Origin of the sequence: Kitasatospora nipponensis, from assembly GCF_039528135.1 — a bacterium.
GTDB classification, from domain to species: Bacteria; Actinomycetota; Actinomycetes; order Streptomycetales; family Streptomycetaceae; genus Kitasatospora; species Kitasatospora nipponensis.
Map to the genome: position 1 here is coordinate 1 of NZ_BAAALF010000021.1, position 15,226 is coordinate 15,226.

15 protein-coding genes are annotated in these 15,226 nt (G+C 71.8%); 10 read left to right on the plus strand and 5 right to left on the minus strand.

Annotation, left to right across the window (positions count from 1 at the left end; translation table 11 throughout):
• Positions 1 to 86 precede the first annotated feature (86 nt).
• The 8 genes from mshD to pstB all read left to right on the plus strand — a co-directional run bounded on the left by mshD (position 87) and on the right by pstB (position 10,008).
• Entirely contained in the window at positions 87 to 1,151 is a 1,065-nt protein-coding gene (mshD, locus tag ABD323_RS09005; protein WP_344440719.1) for a mycothiol synthase, read from the plus strand.
• Positions 1,152 to 1,414: 263 nt separating this feature from the next.
• A complete protein-coding gene (locus tag ABD323_RS09010) occupies positions 1,415 to 3,670 on the plus strand; it encodes an RNA degradosome polyphosphate kinase (RefSeq protein ID WP_425555923.1) in 2,256 nt (751 codons plus the stop codon).
• 43 nt (positions 3,671 to 3,713) lie between these two features.
• Positions 3,714 to 4,874 carry a CHAD domain-containing protein gene (locus ABD323_RS09015; RefSeq protein ID WP_344440721.1) on the plus strand — a complete coding sequence of 387 codons (1,161 nt, stop codon included), beginning with the start codon at positions 3,714 to 3,716 and terminating at the stop codon, positions 4,872 to 4,874.
• A complete protein-coding gene (locus ABD323_RS45950; RefSeq protein WP_425555921.1) occupies positions 4,859 to 5,530 on the plus strand; it encodes an NUDIX hydrolase in 672 nt (223 codons plus the stop codon). The genes ABD323_RS09015 and ABD323_RS45950 overlap by 16 nt, the downstream gene beginning before the upstream one ends.
• Positions 5,531 to 5,802: 272 nt before the next feature.
• On the plus strand, positions 5,803 to 6,945 hold the full coding sequence (pstS, locus tag ABD323_RS09025) for a phosphate ABC transporter substrate-binding protein PstS (protein ID WP_344440722.1): 1,143 nt from the start codon (positions 5,803 to 5,805) through the stop codon (positions 6,943 to 6,945).
• Between the two features lie 163 nt (positions 6,946 to 7,108).
• Positions 7,109 to 8,113 (plus strand): phosphate ABC transporter permease subunit PstC, encoded by a 1,005-nt coding sequence (gene pstC / locus ABD323_RS09030; protein WP_344440723.1) that lies wholly within the window; start codon positions 7,109 to 7,111, stop codon positions 8,111 to 8,113.
• A complete protein-coding gene (pstA, locus tag ABD323_RS09035; protein WP_344440724.1) occupies positions 8,110 to 9,189 on the plus strand; it encodes a phosphate ABC transporter permease PstA in 1,080 nt (359 codons plus the stop codon). The genes pstC and pstA overlap by 4 nt, the downstream gene beginning before the upstream one ends.
• 42 nt (positions 9,190 to 9,231) lie before the next feature.
• On the plus strand, positions 9,232 to 10,008 hold the full coding sequence (gene pstB, locus ABD323_RS09040) for a phosphate ABC transporter ATP-binding protein PstB (protein WP_344440725.1): 777 nt from the start codon (positions 9,232 to 9,234) through the stop codon (positions 10,006 to 10,008).
• Between the two features lie 205 nt (positions 10,009 to 10,213).
• Here pstB and ABD323_RS09045 read toward each other — a convergent pair whose 3' ends face one another.
• Both ABD323_RS09045 and ABD323_RS09050 read right to left on the minus strand, forming a co-directional pair.
• Positions 10,214 to 11,209 (minus strand): inorganic phosphate transporter, encoded by a 996-nt coding sequence (locus ABD323_RS09045; protein ID WP_344440726.1) that lies wholly within the window; start codon positions 11,207 to 11,209, stop codon positions 10,214 to 10,216.
• 5 nt (positions 11,210 to 11,214) lie between these two features.
• On the minus strand, positions 11,215 to 11,835 hold the full coding sequence (locus tag ABD323_RS09050; protein ID WP_344440727.1) for a DUF47 domain-containing protein: 621 nt from the start codon (positions 11,833 to 11,835) through the stop codon (positions 11,215 to 11,217).
• 313 nt (positions 11,836 to 12,148) lie between these two features.
• Here ABD323_RS09050 and ABD323_RS09055 point away from each other — a divergent pair, with 313 nt between their 5' ends.
• Positions 12,149 to 12,571, plus strand: coding sequence for a metal-sensitive transcriptional regulator (locus ABD323_RS09055; RefSeq protein WP_344440728.1), 423 nt, complete (start codon positions 12,149 to 12,151; stop codon positions 12,569 to 12,571).
• On the opposite strand, the gene ABD323_RS09060 is transcribed toward ABD323_RS09055, so the two are convergent.
• Both ABD323_RS09060 and ABD323_RS09065 read right to left on the minus strand, forming a co-directional pair.
• Positions 12,549 to 12,797, minus strand: coding sequence for a hypothetical protein (locus ABD323_RS09060; RefSeq protein ID WP_344440729.1), 249 nt, complete (start codon positions 12,795 to 12,797; stop codon positions 12,549 to 12,551). The genes ABD323_RS09055 and ABD323_RS09060 overlap by 23 nt on opposite strands.
• A 214-nt stretch (positions 12,798 to 13,011) precedes the next feature.
• Entirely contained in the window at positions 13,012 to 13,899 is an 888-nt protein-coding gene (locus ABD323_RS09065; protein ID WP_344440730.1) for an SCO4651 family lipoprotein, read from the minus strand.
• Positions 13,900 to 14,222: 323 nt separating this feature from the next.
• Here ABD323_RS09065 and ABD323_RS09070 point away from each other — a divergent pair, with 323 nt between their 5' ends.
• The gene (locus ABD323_RS09070) at positions 14,223 to 14,402 is read left to right on the plus strand and encodes a hypothetical protein (RefSeq protein ID WP_344440731.1); all 180 of its coding nucleotides are present in this window, start codon (positions 14,223 to 14,225) and stop codon (positions 14,400 to 14,402) included.
• 41 nt (positions 14,403 to 14,443) lie between these two features.
• Here ABD323_RS09070 and ABD323_RS09075 read toward each other — a convergent pair whose 3' ends face one another.
• Complete coding sequence (locus ABD323_RS09075) at positions 14,444 to 15,178, minus strand: phosphatase PAP2 family protein (RefSeq protein ID WP_344440732.1); 735 nt, start codon at positions 15,176 to 15,178, stop codon at positions 14,444 to 14,446.
• Between the last annotated feature and the right edge of the window lie 48 nt (positions 15,179 to 15,226).

The following is a 15,226-nucleotide window of genomic DNA, read 5'->3' on the forward strand; positions in this document are numbered from 1 at the left end:
AACAATCATTCAGGAGAAGCCCCCACCGTTTATTCGGTGGGGGCTTCTTCGCGTTTCGGGACCTTTCGCTGACGTATGGTCTGGCCATGGACGCTACGACGGGGGCGAGCCCCGAACAGAGCCGCAGCTATGCCAGGACGCCTGACCCGACGGGTGCCGCGCCCGGGGCGGGGACGAGCGGCCCGGAGAGTGTCGTCGTGGCCGGCCCGGTGCTGTCGGACGAGGAGCGCGACGGCGCGCTGAAGGTCCTGGCCGCCGCGCTGGCCGAGGACGGTCGGGAGGCGGTCTCCGAGCAGGGGCGGATCCGGCTTCGTTCGGCCGGGCAGCCCCGGCCCGCTGTCACCCATCTGGTGCAACTGACCCCCGCGGCTTCTCCGGCCCCCGACCGGCCGAGCCCGCAGGTGGTCGGATACGCGCAGTTGGAGGGCCGCAGCGGCAGCAGCGGGCCCACCGCCGAGCTCGTGGTCGAGCCCAGCCGCCGCGGTGAGGGCCTGGGCCGGCACCTGCTGGACGCTCTGCTGACCGAGGCCGCGGCGCCGCTCGACATCTGGGCGCACGGCGACCACCCGGCCGCCCGCCACCTCGCGGCGCGCTACGGCGCCGAGCTGGTCCGCGAACTGCGCCAGATGCGCCGCGGCGGCCCGTTCACCGTGCCCCTCGAGTCCACCCCGCTGCCCGCCGGCGTCACCCTGCGCACCTTCCGGCCCGGAGTGGACGACGAGGCCTGGCTGCGGCTGAACGCGCTGGCCTTCTCCCACCACCCCGAGCAGGGGTCCTGGACGGCTCAGGACCTGGCCGACCGCATGGCCGAGCCCTGGTTCGACCCGGCCGGCTTCTTCCTGGCCTTCCGCGGGGAGCGGCTGGTCGGCTTCCACTGGACCAAGGTGCACCCCGCCGGTGTCGCCGGCCCCGCGCTGGGCGAGGTCTACGTGGTCGGCGTCGACCCGCAGGAGCAGGGCAGCGGCCTGGGCCGGGCGCTGACCGCCGCGGGCCTGCGCCACCTCACGGGCTCGGGCCCGGGCGACCGTGGCCTGGGCGGGGTTCTTCTCTACGTCGACGAGGGGAACACGGCCGCGGTGCGGGTATATGAACGATTGGGGTTCACCGTCCACGAGGTGGACCTGATGTACCGCGTTCCGTCCCCGAAGTAGGCCAGGCGCCGTCGGGGTGGTCGGTACCGCCCGAACGGCCGCGGGGCCGACCGCCTCAGCTTTCCTCCTGGCCATGCGGTGTTTACCGTGGATTCAATTGCCGCCGCGAAGATCACAGGATGACGTCCGTAGTGTCTCGCTCCCGCAGCTCCGGCCACGCGGCCGGGCCCGGTCGGATATCGACCGGGCCCGGCGACGAGCCGAACCCGCAGCGGTCGGTGAGTGCGGCACGGCTCTCGGGTTCGACGGAGCAGTCGGGCGTCATGCCGCTGGAGGAGCTGGAACCCATGAGCATCCCCCGCCCGGTCCCGTCCGGAGCGCCCGAAGCACCAGGAGTCGTCCCCATGCCCGAGCCCGCGGCCGTCACCACCCCGTCCCGGCTGGTCAACGCGCTGGGTCTGGCCCTCGACCAGTTCTCCGACGCCGACGGCGCCGAGGCGGCCGAGGAGCTGCCGCAGGGGCGGTTCCTGGACCGGGAGCGCAGCTGGCTGGCGTTCAACGAGCGGGTGCTGGAGCTGGCCGAGGACCCGCAGATCCCGCTGCTGGAGCGGACCAAGTTCCTGGCCATCTTCGCCAGCAACCTGGACGAGTTCTTCATGGTGCGGGTGGCCGGGCTGAAGCGCCGGATCGCCACCGGGGTGGCCCAGCGCAGCGCCTCGGGCCTGCAGCCGCGCGAGGTGCTGGACCAGATCTGGACCCGTTCGCGCGAGCTGATGGCCCGCCACGCGGCGGCCTTCCAGCAGGACGTGCTGCCCGACCTGGCGGCCGAGGGCATCGAGCTGGTCCGCTGGGCCGAGCTCACGGACAAGGAGCAGGCCCGCCTGCACACCCTCTTCCGGCAGAAGATCTTCCCCGTGCTCACCCCGCTGGCGGTGGACCCGGCGCACCCCTTCCCGTACATATCGGGCCTGAGCCTCAACCTGGCCGTCGTGGTGCGCAACCCGGTCTCCGGGCACAAGCACTTCGCCAGGGTGAAGGTTCCGCAGTCGCTGCCGCGCTTCCTGGAGGCCTCCCCGCAGCGGTACGTCCCGCTGGAGGACGTGATGGGGGCGCACCTGGAGGAGCTCTTCCCGGGCATGGAGGTGCTGGCGCACCACGCCTTCCGGGTGACCCGCAACGAGGACCTCGAGGTGGAGGAGGACGACACCGAGAACATCCTCAAGGCGCTGGAGAAGGAGCTGATGCGCCGGCGCTTCGGCCCGCCGGTGCGCCTGGAGGTCGAGGAGTCGATCGACCCGTACATCCTGGACCTGCTGATCCGGGAGCTGAACATCACCGAGGCTGAGGTCTTCCCGCTGCCGGGGCCGCTGGACCTGACCGGTCTGTTCGGCATCGTCGCGCTGGACCGCCCCGACCTGCAGTACCCCAAGTTCGTGGCCGGTACGGCGCGCGGGCTGATCGACGTGGAGTCCGCCTCGCAGCCGGACATCTTCGCCGCCATGCGCGAGCGCGACGTGCTGCTGCACCACCCGTACGACAGCTTCTCGACCTCGGTGCTGGCGTTCCTGGAGCAGGCGGCGGCCGACCCGCAGGTGCTGGCGATCAAGCAGACGCTGTACCGGACCTCCGGCGACTCGCCGATCGTGGACGCGCTGATCGACGCGGCGGAGTCCGGCAAGCAGGTGCTGGTGCTGGTCGAGATCAAGGCGCGCTTCGACGAGCAGGCCAACATCAAGTGGGCCCGCAAGCTGGAGGAGGCGGGCTGCCACGTGGTCTACGGCCTGGTCGGGCTGAAGACGCACTGCAAGCTCTCCCTGGTGGTGCGCCAGGAGGGCGAGACGCTGCGCCGCTACGCGCACGTGGGCACCGGCAACTACCACCCCAAGACCGCGCGGCTGTACGAGGACCTGGGCCTGCTGACCGCGGACCCGCAGGTCGGCGCGGACCTGTCCGACCTCTTCAACCGGCTCTCCGGCTACTCGCGCCGGGAGTCCTACCGCCGGCTGCTGACCGCGCCGCGCGGGCTGCGGGACGGGCTGGTGGCGCGGATCCACAACGAGATCGCGCACCACCGGGCGGGCCAGCCGGCGTCGGTGAAGATGAAGCTCAACTCGATCGTCGACGAGACGGTGATCGACGCGCTCTACCGGGCCTCGCAGGCCGGGGTGCCGGTCGACGTCTGGGTGCGCGGGATCTGCGCAATCCGCCCCGGGGTGGCCGGTCTGAGTGAGAACATCCGGGTGCGCAGCATCCTGGGCCGGTTCCTGGAGCACTCCCGGATCTTCGTCTTCGGCAACGCCGGGGATCCCGAAGTCTGGTTCGGCAGCGCGGATATGATGCACCGTAACCTGGATCGACGGATCGAGGCCCTGGTCAGGGTGGCCGACCCGGCCCACCGGGCCGAGCTGGTCCGGCTCTTCGAACTCGGCATGGCGGATGACACCGCCTCGTGGCACCTGGGCCCGGACGGGGCGTGGTCCAGACGGAGCCAGGACGGCGAGGGCCACCGGCTCCGGGACATCCAGGAGCTGCTCATCGACTCGCGCCAGCGCCGCCGGAGTCCCTCCAGCACCCTCTGAACCATTCGTCGCCTGCCCTGGGGGAACGGGGAGTACCCAAGACATGACTGACGCGCCCATGACGGCCGCGGCGCCCTCGACGGCGCCGGGGCCCGCGACGGCCCCGGCGTCCACCGCGACCGCCGGGGAGGTTCTCTCCGGATACCTGACCGCGCAGGCGGGCAACTTCCTGCGCGCGCTGCCCCAGGCGGTGGGGGAGGCGGGGGCCAGGCCCGGTGCCGTGCCCTCGCTGAACTCGCCCACCGGTGCCGCCGGCACCGGTGAACTGCTGCGGGCGGTGCGCCGGATCGGCGGCGCGCTGCACACCTTCGGTCCGCTCTTCGAGCCGTCCTGGGCGCGTGAGGCGCGCGCCGAGCTGCGCTGGCTGCTCAACCTGCTCGCGCAGGAGCCGGCCTACCTGCGGCGTTCGGCGCGGCTGCTGGCCGCGCTGGACTCGCTGAGCGCCACCGGGGCGGCCAGTGAGGGCGGTGGTCCCGGGATGCTGGCCGGGCACCAGGGCGCACCGAAGGCCCGGGCCCTGCTGGACCGCCAGCTCACGCTGGCCCGGACCCGGGCGCACAGCACGGTGCTGCAGGAACTGCGGTCGGCGCGGCTGCACGCGCTGGCCGACCGGATGACGCTGCTGGTCGGTGAGGCGCCGCTGCTCGACTCCGCCACCGCGCGGGCCGGCGAGGTGCTGCCGCCGCAGGGCGCCGGGGCGTTCGCGGAGCTGGCGGCGACCGTGCAGCTGCTGCCGTTGCAGCGGGCCGCGTCGGCCTACCAGGGGGACGCGCTGCACCGGCTGGCGGGCGGGCCGGGCCGGGCGGGTGGCACGCCGGGCGGTTCGGTGCCCGCGCAGGGCCGGCCCGTCGGGGCGGGTGCCTCCGGTGGGGACGCCGACAGCGTGCTGGCCACCGACGACGCGCCCTGGCAGCGGACCCGGATCCTGGTCAAGCGGGCTCGTTACGCGCTGGAGGTCTGCGGGCGTCCCGGCGGCGAGCTGCAGGCGCTGGACACGGTGCTGGACCGTCACCAGGAGGCCGCGGACGCCGCCGTGACGGTGGCGACGGCGGCTCGCACCCCGCGGATCACCCCGGCGACCGCCTACGTGCTCGGGGTGGTGCATGCTGATCAGCGACTGGAGGTCGAGGCGGCGAGGTACGCCTTCGGCCACCTGTGGCCGAACCTCCCGCACCACGGATGGCACGAATGGGCGAGCGCCTGACCCCGGAGCACGATCCGCAGCACCCCGCAGCCCGGATGGCGGCCGCCAGCCCCTCCGGCGCCGGGGCGCCCTCGGGCGTCGACACGGGGGAGCGGGCGGAGCGGCTGGGGCGCAAGAAGCTGCGGGAGGCCAAGAAGCAGGGGCTGTGGTCCGGTCCGGGCCGCGGCACCGCCACGTCCGGGGCCGGCCACCGGCCGTCCCCGGGGCAGCGGGCCGCGCAGCCGGGCACGGTGCTGGCGGCCGGGGCGGTGCTCTGGGTGCCGGGCGGGCCGCGCCGTGACGGCAGCGGGATGCGCCGCCCGCGGATCGCGCTGATCCACCGGCCGAAGTACGACGACTGGAGCCTGCCCAAGGGGAAGTTGGAGCCGGGCGAGGCGGCCTGGGAGGCGGCGCTGCGCGAGGTCGAGGAGGAGACCGGGATGCGCTGCCGGCTGGGGGTGCCGCTGCCGACCCAGCACTACCTGGCCCAGGGGCGTCCCAAGGAGGTCCGGTACTGGGCGGCGGTGCCGGTGCGCGGGGAGTTCCGGGCGAACCGTGAGGTGGACCGGCTGAAGTGGCTCAAGCCGGAGAAGGCCAGGGCCAAGCTCACCCACGCCCGCGACCGTTCGCTGATCGACGCCCTGCTCGTGCACCTGGCGGACACCGGGGTGGTGTAGTCCCGTTCCCCGCCGGAGCGGCGCCGTTGTCCGTGTCTTGGCCGATCCCTTGCCGTGATGCAACCGTGACTACCGGCCCATGTTTCCCTGCGTCCGTTCGAGGTTCACTCTCCGTTCATTTGCGACCGGCTGATGCGTCACCTGCCCGGCTTAACTTCGGTCGTACCGGAGGGCCAGAGAGGCCCCGGACCACAGCAGGGTCCATTCCTGCCCGAAAGACACTCCAGTGCCCGGGCGTGCGTGCGGACCGTGCCTAAGAAAGGGACAACCCTGTGAAGCTCCAGCGGAACGGCCGCACCAAGGCCCTCGCGATCGGTGCCGTGGCGCTCGTCAGCACGCTGTCGCTCTCGGCCTGCGGCTCGGACAACAACAGCACCAGCTCCTCCAGCACCGCCTCCGGCTCGGCCCCCGCCGCCGCCCCCGCCGCCATCGCGTGCGCCGCCAAGCAGGCCCCGATGCTGGGCGCCGGCTCGACCGCGCAGGGCACCGCCATCGACGTGTGGAAGACCACGTTCGGCGCCGCCTGCTCGGGCAGCACCCTGAACTACAACGGTGTCGGCTCCGGCGCCGGTGTCCAGCAGTTCAACCAGGGCAAGGTCACCTTCGCCGGCTCCGACGCCGCGCTGAAGCCGGCCGAGGTCGACGCCTCCAAGGCGGTCTGCCCCGGTGGTCAGGGTGTCGACCTGCCGATGGTCGGCGGCCTGGTCTCGATCATCTTCAACGTGGACGGCGTGAAGCACCTGGTGCTCGACGGCCCGACCATCGCGAAGATCTTCGACTCGCAGATCACCAAGTGGAACGACCCGGCCATCGTCGCCCTGAACCCGGGCGCCACGCTGCCGGCCGCCGACATCCAGGCCTTCCACCGCTCGGACGACTCGGGCACCACCCAGAACCTCACCGCCTACCTGGCGAAGACCTCGGGCGGCGCCTGGAGCTACCCGGCCGCCAAGACCTGGGCCGGCAAGGGCGGCCAGTCCGCCGCGCAGAGCGCGGGCGTCTCCGCCCAGGTCAAGTCCGTGAAGAACTCGATCGGTTACGCCGAGCTCTCCTACGCCCAGAGCAACAACCTGGACAGCGCCTCGATCGCGACCGGCGCCAGCAAGCCGGTGGACGCCACCGCCGCCAACGCCGCCACCACGATCGGCACCGCCCAGGTCGTCGGCACCGGCAACGACCTGGCGCTGAACCTGGACTACGCCACCAAGACCGAGGGTGCCTACCCGATCGTCCTGGTCACGTACGAGATCGCCTGCGACAAGGGCAACAAGGCCGAGACGCTCGACACCCTGAAGTCCTTCCTGACCTACACCATCAGCGACGCCGGCCAGGCGGCCATCGGTGACAAGGGCTACGTCCCGCTCCCGAAGACCGTCGCCAGCAAGGTCCAGGCGCTCATCCCGACCCTCGCCTGAGTGTCGGCCGCAGTAACCGCTTGAAGGTAGGCGGTCCCGCCTAGGGGGGACGGGATCGCCTACCGGCTTTTTCTCCACCGCACCACCACCGACTCGTCCGGGGCACCGCCGCCATGGTGCCGCCCTCCCCGGGGCTGCATCACCAGACCGGAGACAGAACCTCATGACCTCATCACCCCCTGACTCCTCCAGGGACCAGACGCCGGCGTCCAGGCGCGGCTCTTCTCTCCAGGGCAACAGCCGCCTCGGCGACAGCCTGTTCTTCGGGGCCTCCGCGGGCTCCGGGATCCTGCTGCTGATCATCATGGGCGCGATCGCCGGCTTCCTGCTCTACCGCAGCGGGATCGCCATCAGCAAGGACCAGACGAACTTCCTCACCACCTTCGAGTGGGACCCCGACAACATCCTGAAGCCCAGCTTCGGCATCGCCGTGCTGGCCTTCGGCACCATCGTCAGCGCGGGCATCGCCATGCTGATCGCGGTGCCGGTGGCGATCGGCATCGCGCTGTTCATCTCGCACTACGCGCCGCGCAGGATCGCCCAGCCGTTCGCCTACCTGGTGGACCTGCTGGCGGCCGTGCCGAGCATCGTCTACGGCCTGTGGGGCGCGCTCTTCCTGGTGCCGCACCTGGCCGGGCTGAACAGCTGGCTCGACCAGTACCTCGGCTGGACCTACGTCTTCAGGATCAGCCACCACGGCTCGCCGGCCCGCAGCCTGTTCACCGTCGGCATCCTGCTGGCCATCATGATCCTGCCGATCATCACCGCGGTCAGCCGCGAGGTGTTCCGCCAGGTGCCGCGGATGCACGAGGAGGCCGCGCTCGCGCTCGGCGCGACCCGCTGGGAGATGATCCGCACCGCGGTGATCCCCTTCGGGCGCCCGGGCATCATCTCCGCCTCGATGCTGGGTCTGGGCCGCGCGCTCGGCGAGACCATCGCGGTGGCCACCGTGCTCTCCGCCAGCAACGTGCTCTCGCTGCACGTCCTGGACGCCGGCGGCGGCACCTTCGCGCAGAACATCGCGCTCAAGTTCGGTGAGACCGGCACCGTCGGCCGGGATGCGCTGATGGCCTCCGGCCTGGTGCTGTTCGTCATCACTCTGCTGGTCAACGGCGCGGCGCGAATCATCATCGCCCGCCGCAAGGAGTACTCGGGGGCCAACGCATGACGACCGCGACCTCAGTGGCGGACCGCACGCCGGTTCCCCAGCTCAACCAGCGGCTGACCGCCGCCAGCCTGCCCAGCTGGGCCCCGGCCGGCATCGCGGTGATCGCCATCGCGCTCGGCTGCGCGATCGGCGCCGGCTTCGGCCTGGCCAGCCACCTGCAGTGGGGCCTGATCTCCGCGCTGCTCTTCGTGGTGATCAGCTACGCCGTCTCGGCCCGCGTCGAGGGCCGCCGGCAGGCCAAGGACCGCCTGGCCACCTCGATGGTCTGGGTGGCGTTCATCCTGGCCGTCGTCCCGCTCGCCTCGCTGTTGATCTACACGATCCAGCAGGGCGCCGGCGTGGTGAACGGCGACTTCCTGCAGCACTCCATGAAGGGCGTGCTCTCCGCAGGCCCCGGCGGCGGCATCTACCACGCGCTGCTCGGCACCCTGCAGCAGGTCGGCATCGCCACCGCGATCGCCGCGCCGATCGGTCTGCTCACCGCCGTCTACCTGGTCGAGTACGGCCGCGGCCGGCTCGCGCAGGTGGTCACCTTCTTCGTCGACGTGATGACGGGCATCCCGTCCATCGTCGCCGGTCTGTTCATCCTCTCCGTCTGGAACCTGGCTCTCGGGTTCGCCTACTCCGGCTTCTCGGGCAGCCTCGCGCTGGCCATCCTGATGATGCCGGTGGTCGTGCGCTCCACCGAGGAGATGCTCAAGCTCGTCCCGAACGAGCTGCGCGAGGCCTCGTACGCGCTCGGCGTGCCCCGCTGGAAGACCATTCTGCGGATCGTCATCCCCACCGCGATCGGTGGCATCACCACCGGCGTGATGCTCGCGGTCGCCCGGATCACGGGTGAGACCGCCCCGGTGATGATGCTGGTGTTCGTCTCGGACTCCATCAACCCGAACCCGTTCGTCGGGCCGCAGATGAACCTGCCCGTCTACATCTGGCAGCAGTACGCGCAGGTCAACAACCAGTACGGCTACGCCCGCGCCTGGGGTGCCGCGCTCGTGCTGATCGCCTTCGTGATGGGTCTCAACCTCATCGCCCGTGGCATCGCCCGGTGGCGCTCGCCCAAGTCCGGCCACTGACCGACGACTGACGTACGAACAGACGAGAGAAGACGAAAGATCATGGCTAAGCGCATCGACGTCAGCGGACTGTCGGCTTTCTACGGGGGAACCAAGGCCATCGAGGACATCTCGATGACGGTCGAGCCCCGCTCGGTGACGGCCTTCATCGGCCCCTCCGGCTGCGGCAAGTCCACCTTCCTGCGCACCCTCAACCGGATGCACGAGGTGATCCCCGGCGCCCGGGTCGAGGGCAAGGTGCTGCTCGACGACGAGAACCTCTACGCGACCAACGTCGACCCGGTCGCGGTCCGCCGCACCGTCGGCATGGTCTTCCAGCGGCCGAACCCGTTCCCGACCATGTCCATCTACGAGAACGTCGTGGCCGGACTGAAGCTCGCGGGCGTGAAGAAGAAGTCGGTCCTGGACGGCGTGGTGGAGAGCTCGCTCAAGGGCGCCAACCTCTGGAAGGAGGTCAAGGACCGGCTGAACAAGCCGGGAGCGGGCCTGTCCGGCGGTCAGCAGCAGCGGCTCTGCATCGCCCGCGCGATCGCGGTCGAGCCGCAGGTGCTGCTCATGGACGAGCCCTGCTCGGCCCTGGACCCGATCTCCACGCTCGCCATCGAGGACCTGATCGGCGAGCTCAAGGAGCGGTTCACGATCGTCATCGTGACCCACAACATGCAGCAGGCGGCCCGCGTCAGCGACCGCACCGCGTTCTTCAACCTGGCCGGTGTCGGCCAGCCGGGCAAGCTGATCGAGCTGGACGACACCCAGCGGATCTTCTCCAACCCGTCGGTGCAGGCGACCGAGGACTACATCTCCGGCCGGTTCGGCTAGGACCGGTCCGGGTCCGGCCGGCCACCGAGGCCGGTCGGACCGCCCGTCCCGTCCGCCGCACCCGGCCCGCAGGGGCCCGGCGCGGGCGATGGGACCACCAGGCTGCTCCACGGCGCTGCATGGCGGTGCCGCCGCGGAGCATGAAGGAGGGCCCGCCCCCGGGACGCGGGGGCGGGCCCTCTTCCGTTTCCACGGATCCGGCCCCTCAGAGGAAGACCAGGTCGGTGAGCCAGTAGGCGGCCGCGGCCACCAGGGCGGCGGCCGGCATGGTGATGAACCAGCCGAGCACGATGTTCTTGGCCACGCCCCAGCGCACCGCGCGCACCCGGCGGGTGGCGCCGACGCCCATGATCGCCGAGGTGATCACGTGGGTGGTGGAGATCGGGGCCTTGAAGACGTACGAGGTGATGTACATGATCGTCGCCGCGGTCGACTCGGAGGCGAAGCCCTGCGGCGGGTCCAGCTCGATGATCTTGCGGCCCAGGGTCCGCATGATCCGCCAGCCGCCCGCGTAGGTGCCCAGCGACAGCATGGTGGCGCAGGAGACCTTCACCCAGATCGGGATGCCGCTGCCGGTCTGGTGACCGGAGATGGTCAGCGCCATCACCACGATGCCCATGGTCTTCTGGGCGTCCTGCAAGCCGTGCGCCAGCGCCATCGCGGCCGCCGAGGCGGTCTGCGCGACCCGGAAGTTGCGCTTGGCGCGGTGCGGGTTGGCCCGCCGGAAGAGCCAGAGGATGGCCAGCATCACCAGGTAGCCGGCCACCAGGCCGACGATCGGCGAGAGGAACATCGGGATGATGACCTTGTCGACGACCCCGCTCCAGATCACCCCGGTGCCGCCGGCCAGCGCCGCGCCGACCAGGCCGCCGAAGAGCGCGTGCGAGGAGGAGGACGGCAGGCCGTAGTACCAGGTGAGCAGGTTCCAGGCGATCGCGCCGATCAGGGCGCCGAAGAGGATCGCCATGCCCTGGCTGCCGCTGGGGGTGTCGATCAGCCCCTTGGAGACGGTCTGCGCCACCCCGCTGCCCAGGAAGGCGCCCGCCAGGTTCATCACCGCGGCCATCGCCAGCGCGGCCTTGGGCGTCAGCGCCCGGGTCGAGACGGAGGTGGCGATGGCGTTCGCCGAGTCGTGGAAGCCGTTGGTGTAGGTGAAGAAGAAGGCCACGCCGAGGACGGCGACGAGTGCTGCCATGTCCACGCTGGTCAGGACTCCTTGACGGCGATGGTCTCCACCGTGTTGGCGACGTGCTCGAAGGCGTCGGCCGCCTCCTCGAGGACGTCGACCACCTGCTTGAGCTTCAGCACCTCGATCGCCTCGTACTGGCCGCTGAACAGGTGGGCCAGGAGCTTGCGGTGGATCTGGTCCGCCTGGTTCTCCAGCCGGTTGATCTCGATCCAGTACTCGTTGAGGCCCGACATGCTGCGCAGGTTCGGCATCGCGGCGGCGGTCAGCTCGGCAGCCCGGGCGAGCACCTCGATCTGCTGCTCGACACCCGCCGGCAGGGTCTGGATGTCGTAGAGGACGACCAGGTCGACGGCCTCCTCCATGAAGTCCATGATGTCGTCCAGCGAGGAGGCCAGGCTGTAGATGTCCTCGCGGTCGAAGGGCGTGATGAACGAGGAGTTGAGCTGGTGGAAGACCGCATGGGTGGTGTCGTCGCCCGCGTGTTCGGCGGCGCGCATGCGCTCGACGATCTCCGCGCGGGCTGACACGTCTGAGCCCAGCAGTTCCAGCAGGAGCTTCGATCCGACGACCAGGTTCTCCGCGGCCGCGGCGAACATGTCGTAGAAGCTCGTCTCCTTCGGGGTCAGGCTAAAACGCACGGGATCTCCGATGTGCGGGGTGCGGACTGAACGATGCTAGGTGTTCTGCGTCAGGATTGTGCAAACGGGGTGCGCGTCAGGGAACCGGATGCTCCCCTTCCAGCCACGGGCCGACCGGATTCGATCGGCAGCCGTACCGCGGCGTACGGGCGCGGAGCCCAGTCTGACGGAAGCTCGGCCGGAATGCTCCTGCTCCGACTGCCGTGATCAGCCCGCACCGCCCGGACGGGGGAACCCCGCGGGCGGGCCCGGTGCGGGACACTGGAGGTCACCGGCGGGCAGCGGCCGGGCCAGCGCGAGGACGGGGCAGCCGATGAGCACGGGGACCACGGGGAGCAGGGCGGACGGCGTCGGCGTCGGCGCCGAGGACGCGGGCGGGCACGAGGGGGCCGAGGGGCACGAAGGGCGTGACGGGGCCGGCGTGGTGGTCGGCGGCGGGCACGGGGGGCACGGCCCGCACGGCTACAGCTCGCACAAGGCGGACCACCTCAAGCGGCTCCGGCGGATCGAGGGTCAGGTCCGCGGCCTGCAGAGGATGGTGGAGGAGGACGTCTACTGCATCGACATCCTCACCCAGGTCTCGGCCGGCACCAAGGCCCTGCAGGCCTTCGCCCTCTCGCTGCTGGAGGAGCACATCAAGCACTGCGTGGCGGCGGCCGTCGAGGAGGGCGGCGCGGCGATGGACGAGAAGGTCGCGGAGGCGATGACCGCGATCAGCCGGCTGCTGCGGAGCTGACCGGCCCCGAGCCGGTGGGGCCTTCGTCGGCCCGTTCCCCGGCGGCCCCCTGCTCGCCGGCGGGCCCGCCGGGCGGGGTCTGCAGGAGCAGCACCTCGTCGATCCGGGCGGTGGGCAGTCGCTCGGCGCTGCTGGCCGTCGCGGCGATCATCAGCTCGCCGGTCAGGTCGATCTCGTCGAGGGCCGCGTTCTCGTGGCCGACCGTTCGATCCGCGGAGGACGACACCCAGCACCACCCCTTCAGCGCCCGCACACCGGGGCGGCAGCCACCCGTCTCCAGCCTAGGCAGTACCGGGCCCGGGCCCCATGGCACGGACGGGTCATTCCTGGCACCGAAACGGGTGGCTGCGCCGGGCGGCGCGGTGGGGTGTCCGGTGGGGTGGGCGGGGGGATCGGTGCCCGCGCCCGGACAATCCGTCATGTCCATGTCTGATTGACCGTCACTTCGGGGAGCCGGAGTCCTTCATCTCGACCACGTCCGCCGCGGCCGGCTCGGTGGCGTCGACCGGCTTGCCGAAGCCGCTCAGCGTCAGCGAGGAGGTGACCGTCACCTGGTCCTTGGGGTCCTTGGAGCCGGCCACCCCGGCGAAGGTGAAGACCTCGGTCACCTTGTGCAGCCGGCCCTGGGAGTCCAGCCACGCCTCGAAGGGGACCTCCTTGACGGTGAAGGTGCCGGCCGCCATCCGCAGGCCGTACCCGCCCTGCCCGCCGGTGGCGTCGGCGGCCTTGGCCAGGTCGAGGGTGCCCTTGAGGTGCTTGAGCGGCACGCCGTCCACCGTCTCGTCGCCGACCGCGGTCGCCCGCTGGGCACCGCGCAGCGCGGCGGCGGCGGTGGCCGGGTCGGTGGCGCCGTTGCTGATCAGGTTGCCGTCGGCGAGCTGGCGCACGTCCAGCTTGACCCACTTGCCCTCCGGCACCTTGGCGCCGCTGTTCTGCAGGTACACGGTGCCCGGCAGGACCACCTCGACCACCTTGCCGGTGGTGGCGGCGCCGGGTGGGACGGCCACCTCGAGGCGGCCGATCCGCTTGGCGTAGTCGTAGCCGCCGGAGCCGGTGAAGGAGGCCTTCTTGTCGCCGGACGCGGTGGTCAGCTCGGTGGCGGCCTGGACGGACCCGGTGCGACCGGTGAGATCCGCGGCGTTGCGCACCGCCGTCAGCGGGTCGTCGGCCAGCTTGTCGGCGAGCGGGCTCTGGCCGGCGCCGGTGGCGCTGCCCGCGTCGGTGGAACCGCTGGAGCCGCCCGAGCAGGCGGCCAGGGTGGTGGCGGCGAGCAGCATGGCCGCCGCCGAGCCGAGGAACCGCGCGCTGTGACGCCGTGACGTCGTCATGGTGATCTCAACCCCCTCGGGCGGGTGCCCGGCAGGACACCGCCCCTGGATGGGCGGAGCCGTCACTGCCAGAACGAGCCCGGGCTGCGCGGGTTACTCGGCACCCGGCGTGCGGAGGCCTTCGCGCGCCGGGGGTGCGGCGCGTTACCGTGAACGACGTGCATACGGAGCTGTCGGGCCGGCCCGACCCCCCTGCCGAATTCACACCTGTACCCCGCGTGGCGCCAGGCGCCGGGGCGAGCGCCGGGATCCCTGGGATGGGCGGGACCCTCTGGATCGTCGGGGCGAGCAGATCCGCGAGCGGAGCGGAACGGGGATCGGAGGTGGGCTCCGGGGGCGGGCACCGGGTGGAGATCAGCGAGCGGGGGTCGTTCGTCTCGGCGGTCTGCAGCTGCGGCTGGTTCGCCCCGGCCCGCCGGGCCCGCGACCGGGCCCGGCGCGACGGCGCGCAGCACCTCGCCGAGCAGGGCGGTCCGGGCCCGCAGCGGCCGGCGGCGGTGTAGCCGGGGGTGACGGGGGTTCAGCGTGGTGCGGGGCCGGTGGATCAGGCCGCGAGGTCCGAGTCGGCGCCCGGGTGGTGCCCGCCGCCGTCGTGCCGGGCGTCCCGGTCGGCCGGGGCGGAGCCGCCGCGCCGTCGCCGGCCGCCGCGCGGACTGCCGGCCGGGCCCGCGGTGATCAGCGGGGCGGCCGCGGTCCGGGCCACCGCGTGGCAGAGCGGGACCAGCACGGCCATCGCGATCGGGGCGAGCAGCAGGACCACCGCGGTCGCCAGCGCGTAGCCGCCCAGCACGTCGGTCGGGTAGTGCAGGCCCATGAACATCCGGCAGAATCCCTGCAGCAGGGCCAGCCCGCCGGCGATCGCGCCCAGCCTGCGGTTGACCAGGAACAGGGCGACGGCGATGCCCATGCTCATCGTCGAGTGGTCGCTGACGAACGAGTGGGTGCCGGCCTTGCCGCCGATCAGCACGTCCAGACCGGGATGGTCGACGAACGGGCGCGGGCGGTCGACGATCGCGGCGATCGGGATGTTGGCCAGCTCGGCCAGGGCCACCGCGAGCGGGGCCCAGAGCACGCCGGCCACCGCGACCGGGGCGTCCGGTCTGCGGCGGGCCTGCAGCCAGCCGGCCGTGCACAGGGCGAGCAGGCCGATCAGGATGCCGTACTCGCCCACCCAGGAGACCAGGGAGTCCAGCCACACCGGCGCGGATCTGGCCCAGCCGTTGACGGTCAGGAGGAGTCCGAGGTCCGGATTGGTGGTGTCGGCCAACAGCGTCGACACGCCGTACCTCCTGGGGTCTGCCGCCTGATCAGCTCGGTGGTCTGCTTC

Coding starts and splice junctions, on each gene's coding strand:
- mshD (WP_344440719.1), top strand. CDS start 87: ATGGACGCTACGACGGGGGCGAGCCCCGAACAGAGCCGCAGCTATGCC.
- pstA (WP_344440724.1), top strand. CDS start 8,110: ATGACGACCGCGACCTCAGTGGCGGACCGCACGCCGGTTCCCCAGCTC.
- ABD323_RS09065 (WP_344440730.1), bottom strand. CDS start 13,899: ATGACGACGTCACGGCGTCACAGCGCGCGGTTCCTCGGCTCGGCGGCG.
- ABD323_RS45950 (WP_425555921.1), top strand. CDS start 4,859: ATGGGCGAGCGCCTGACCCCGGAGCACGATCCGCAGCACCCCGCAGCC.
- ABD323_RS09015 (WP_344440721.1), top strand. CDS start 3,714: ATGACTGACGCGCCCATGACGGCCGCGGCGCCCTCGACGGCGCCGGGG.
- ABD323_RS09055 (WP_344440728.1), top strand. CDS start 12,149: ATGAGCACGGGGACCACGGGGAGCAGGGCGGACGGCGTCGGCGTCGGC.
- pstC (WP_344440723.1), top strand. CDS start 7,109: ATGACCTCATCACCCCCTGACTCCTCCAGGGACCAGACGCCGGCGTCC.
- pstB (WP_344440725.1), top strand. CDS start 9,232: ATGGCTAAGCGCATCGACGTCAGCGGACTGTCGGCTTTCTACGGGGGA.
- ABD323_RS09010 (WP_425555923.1), top strand. CDS start 1,415: ATGCCGCTGGAGGAGCTGGAACCCATGAGCATCCCCCGCCCGGTCCCG.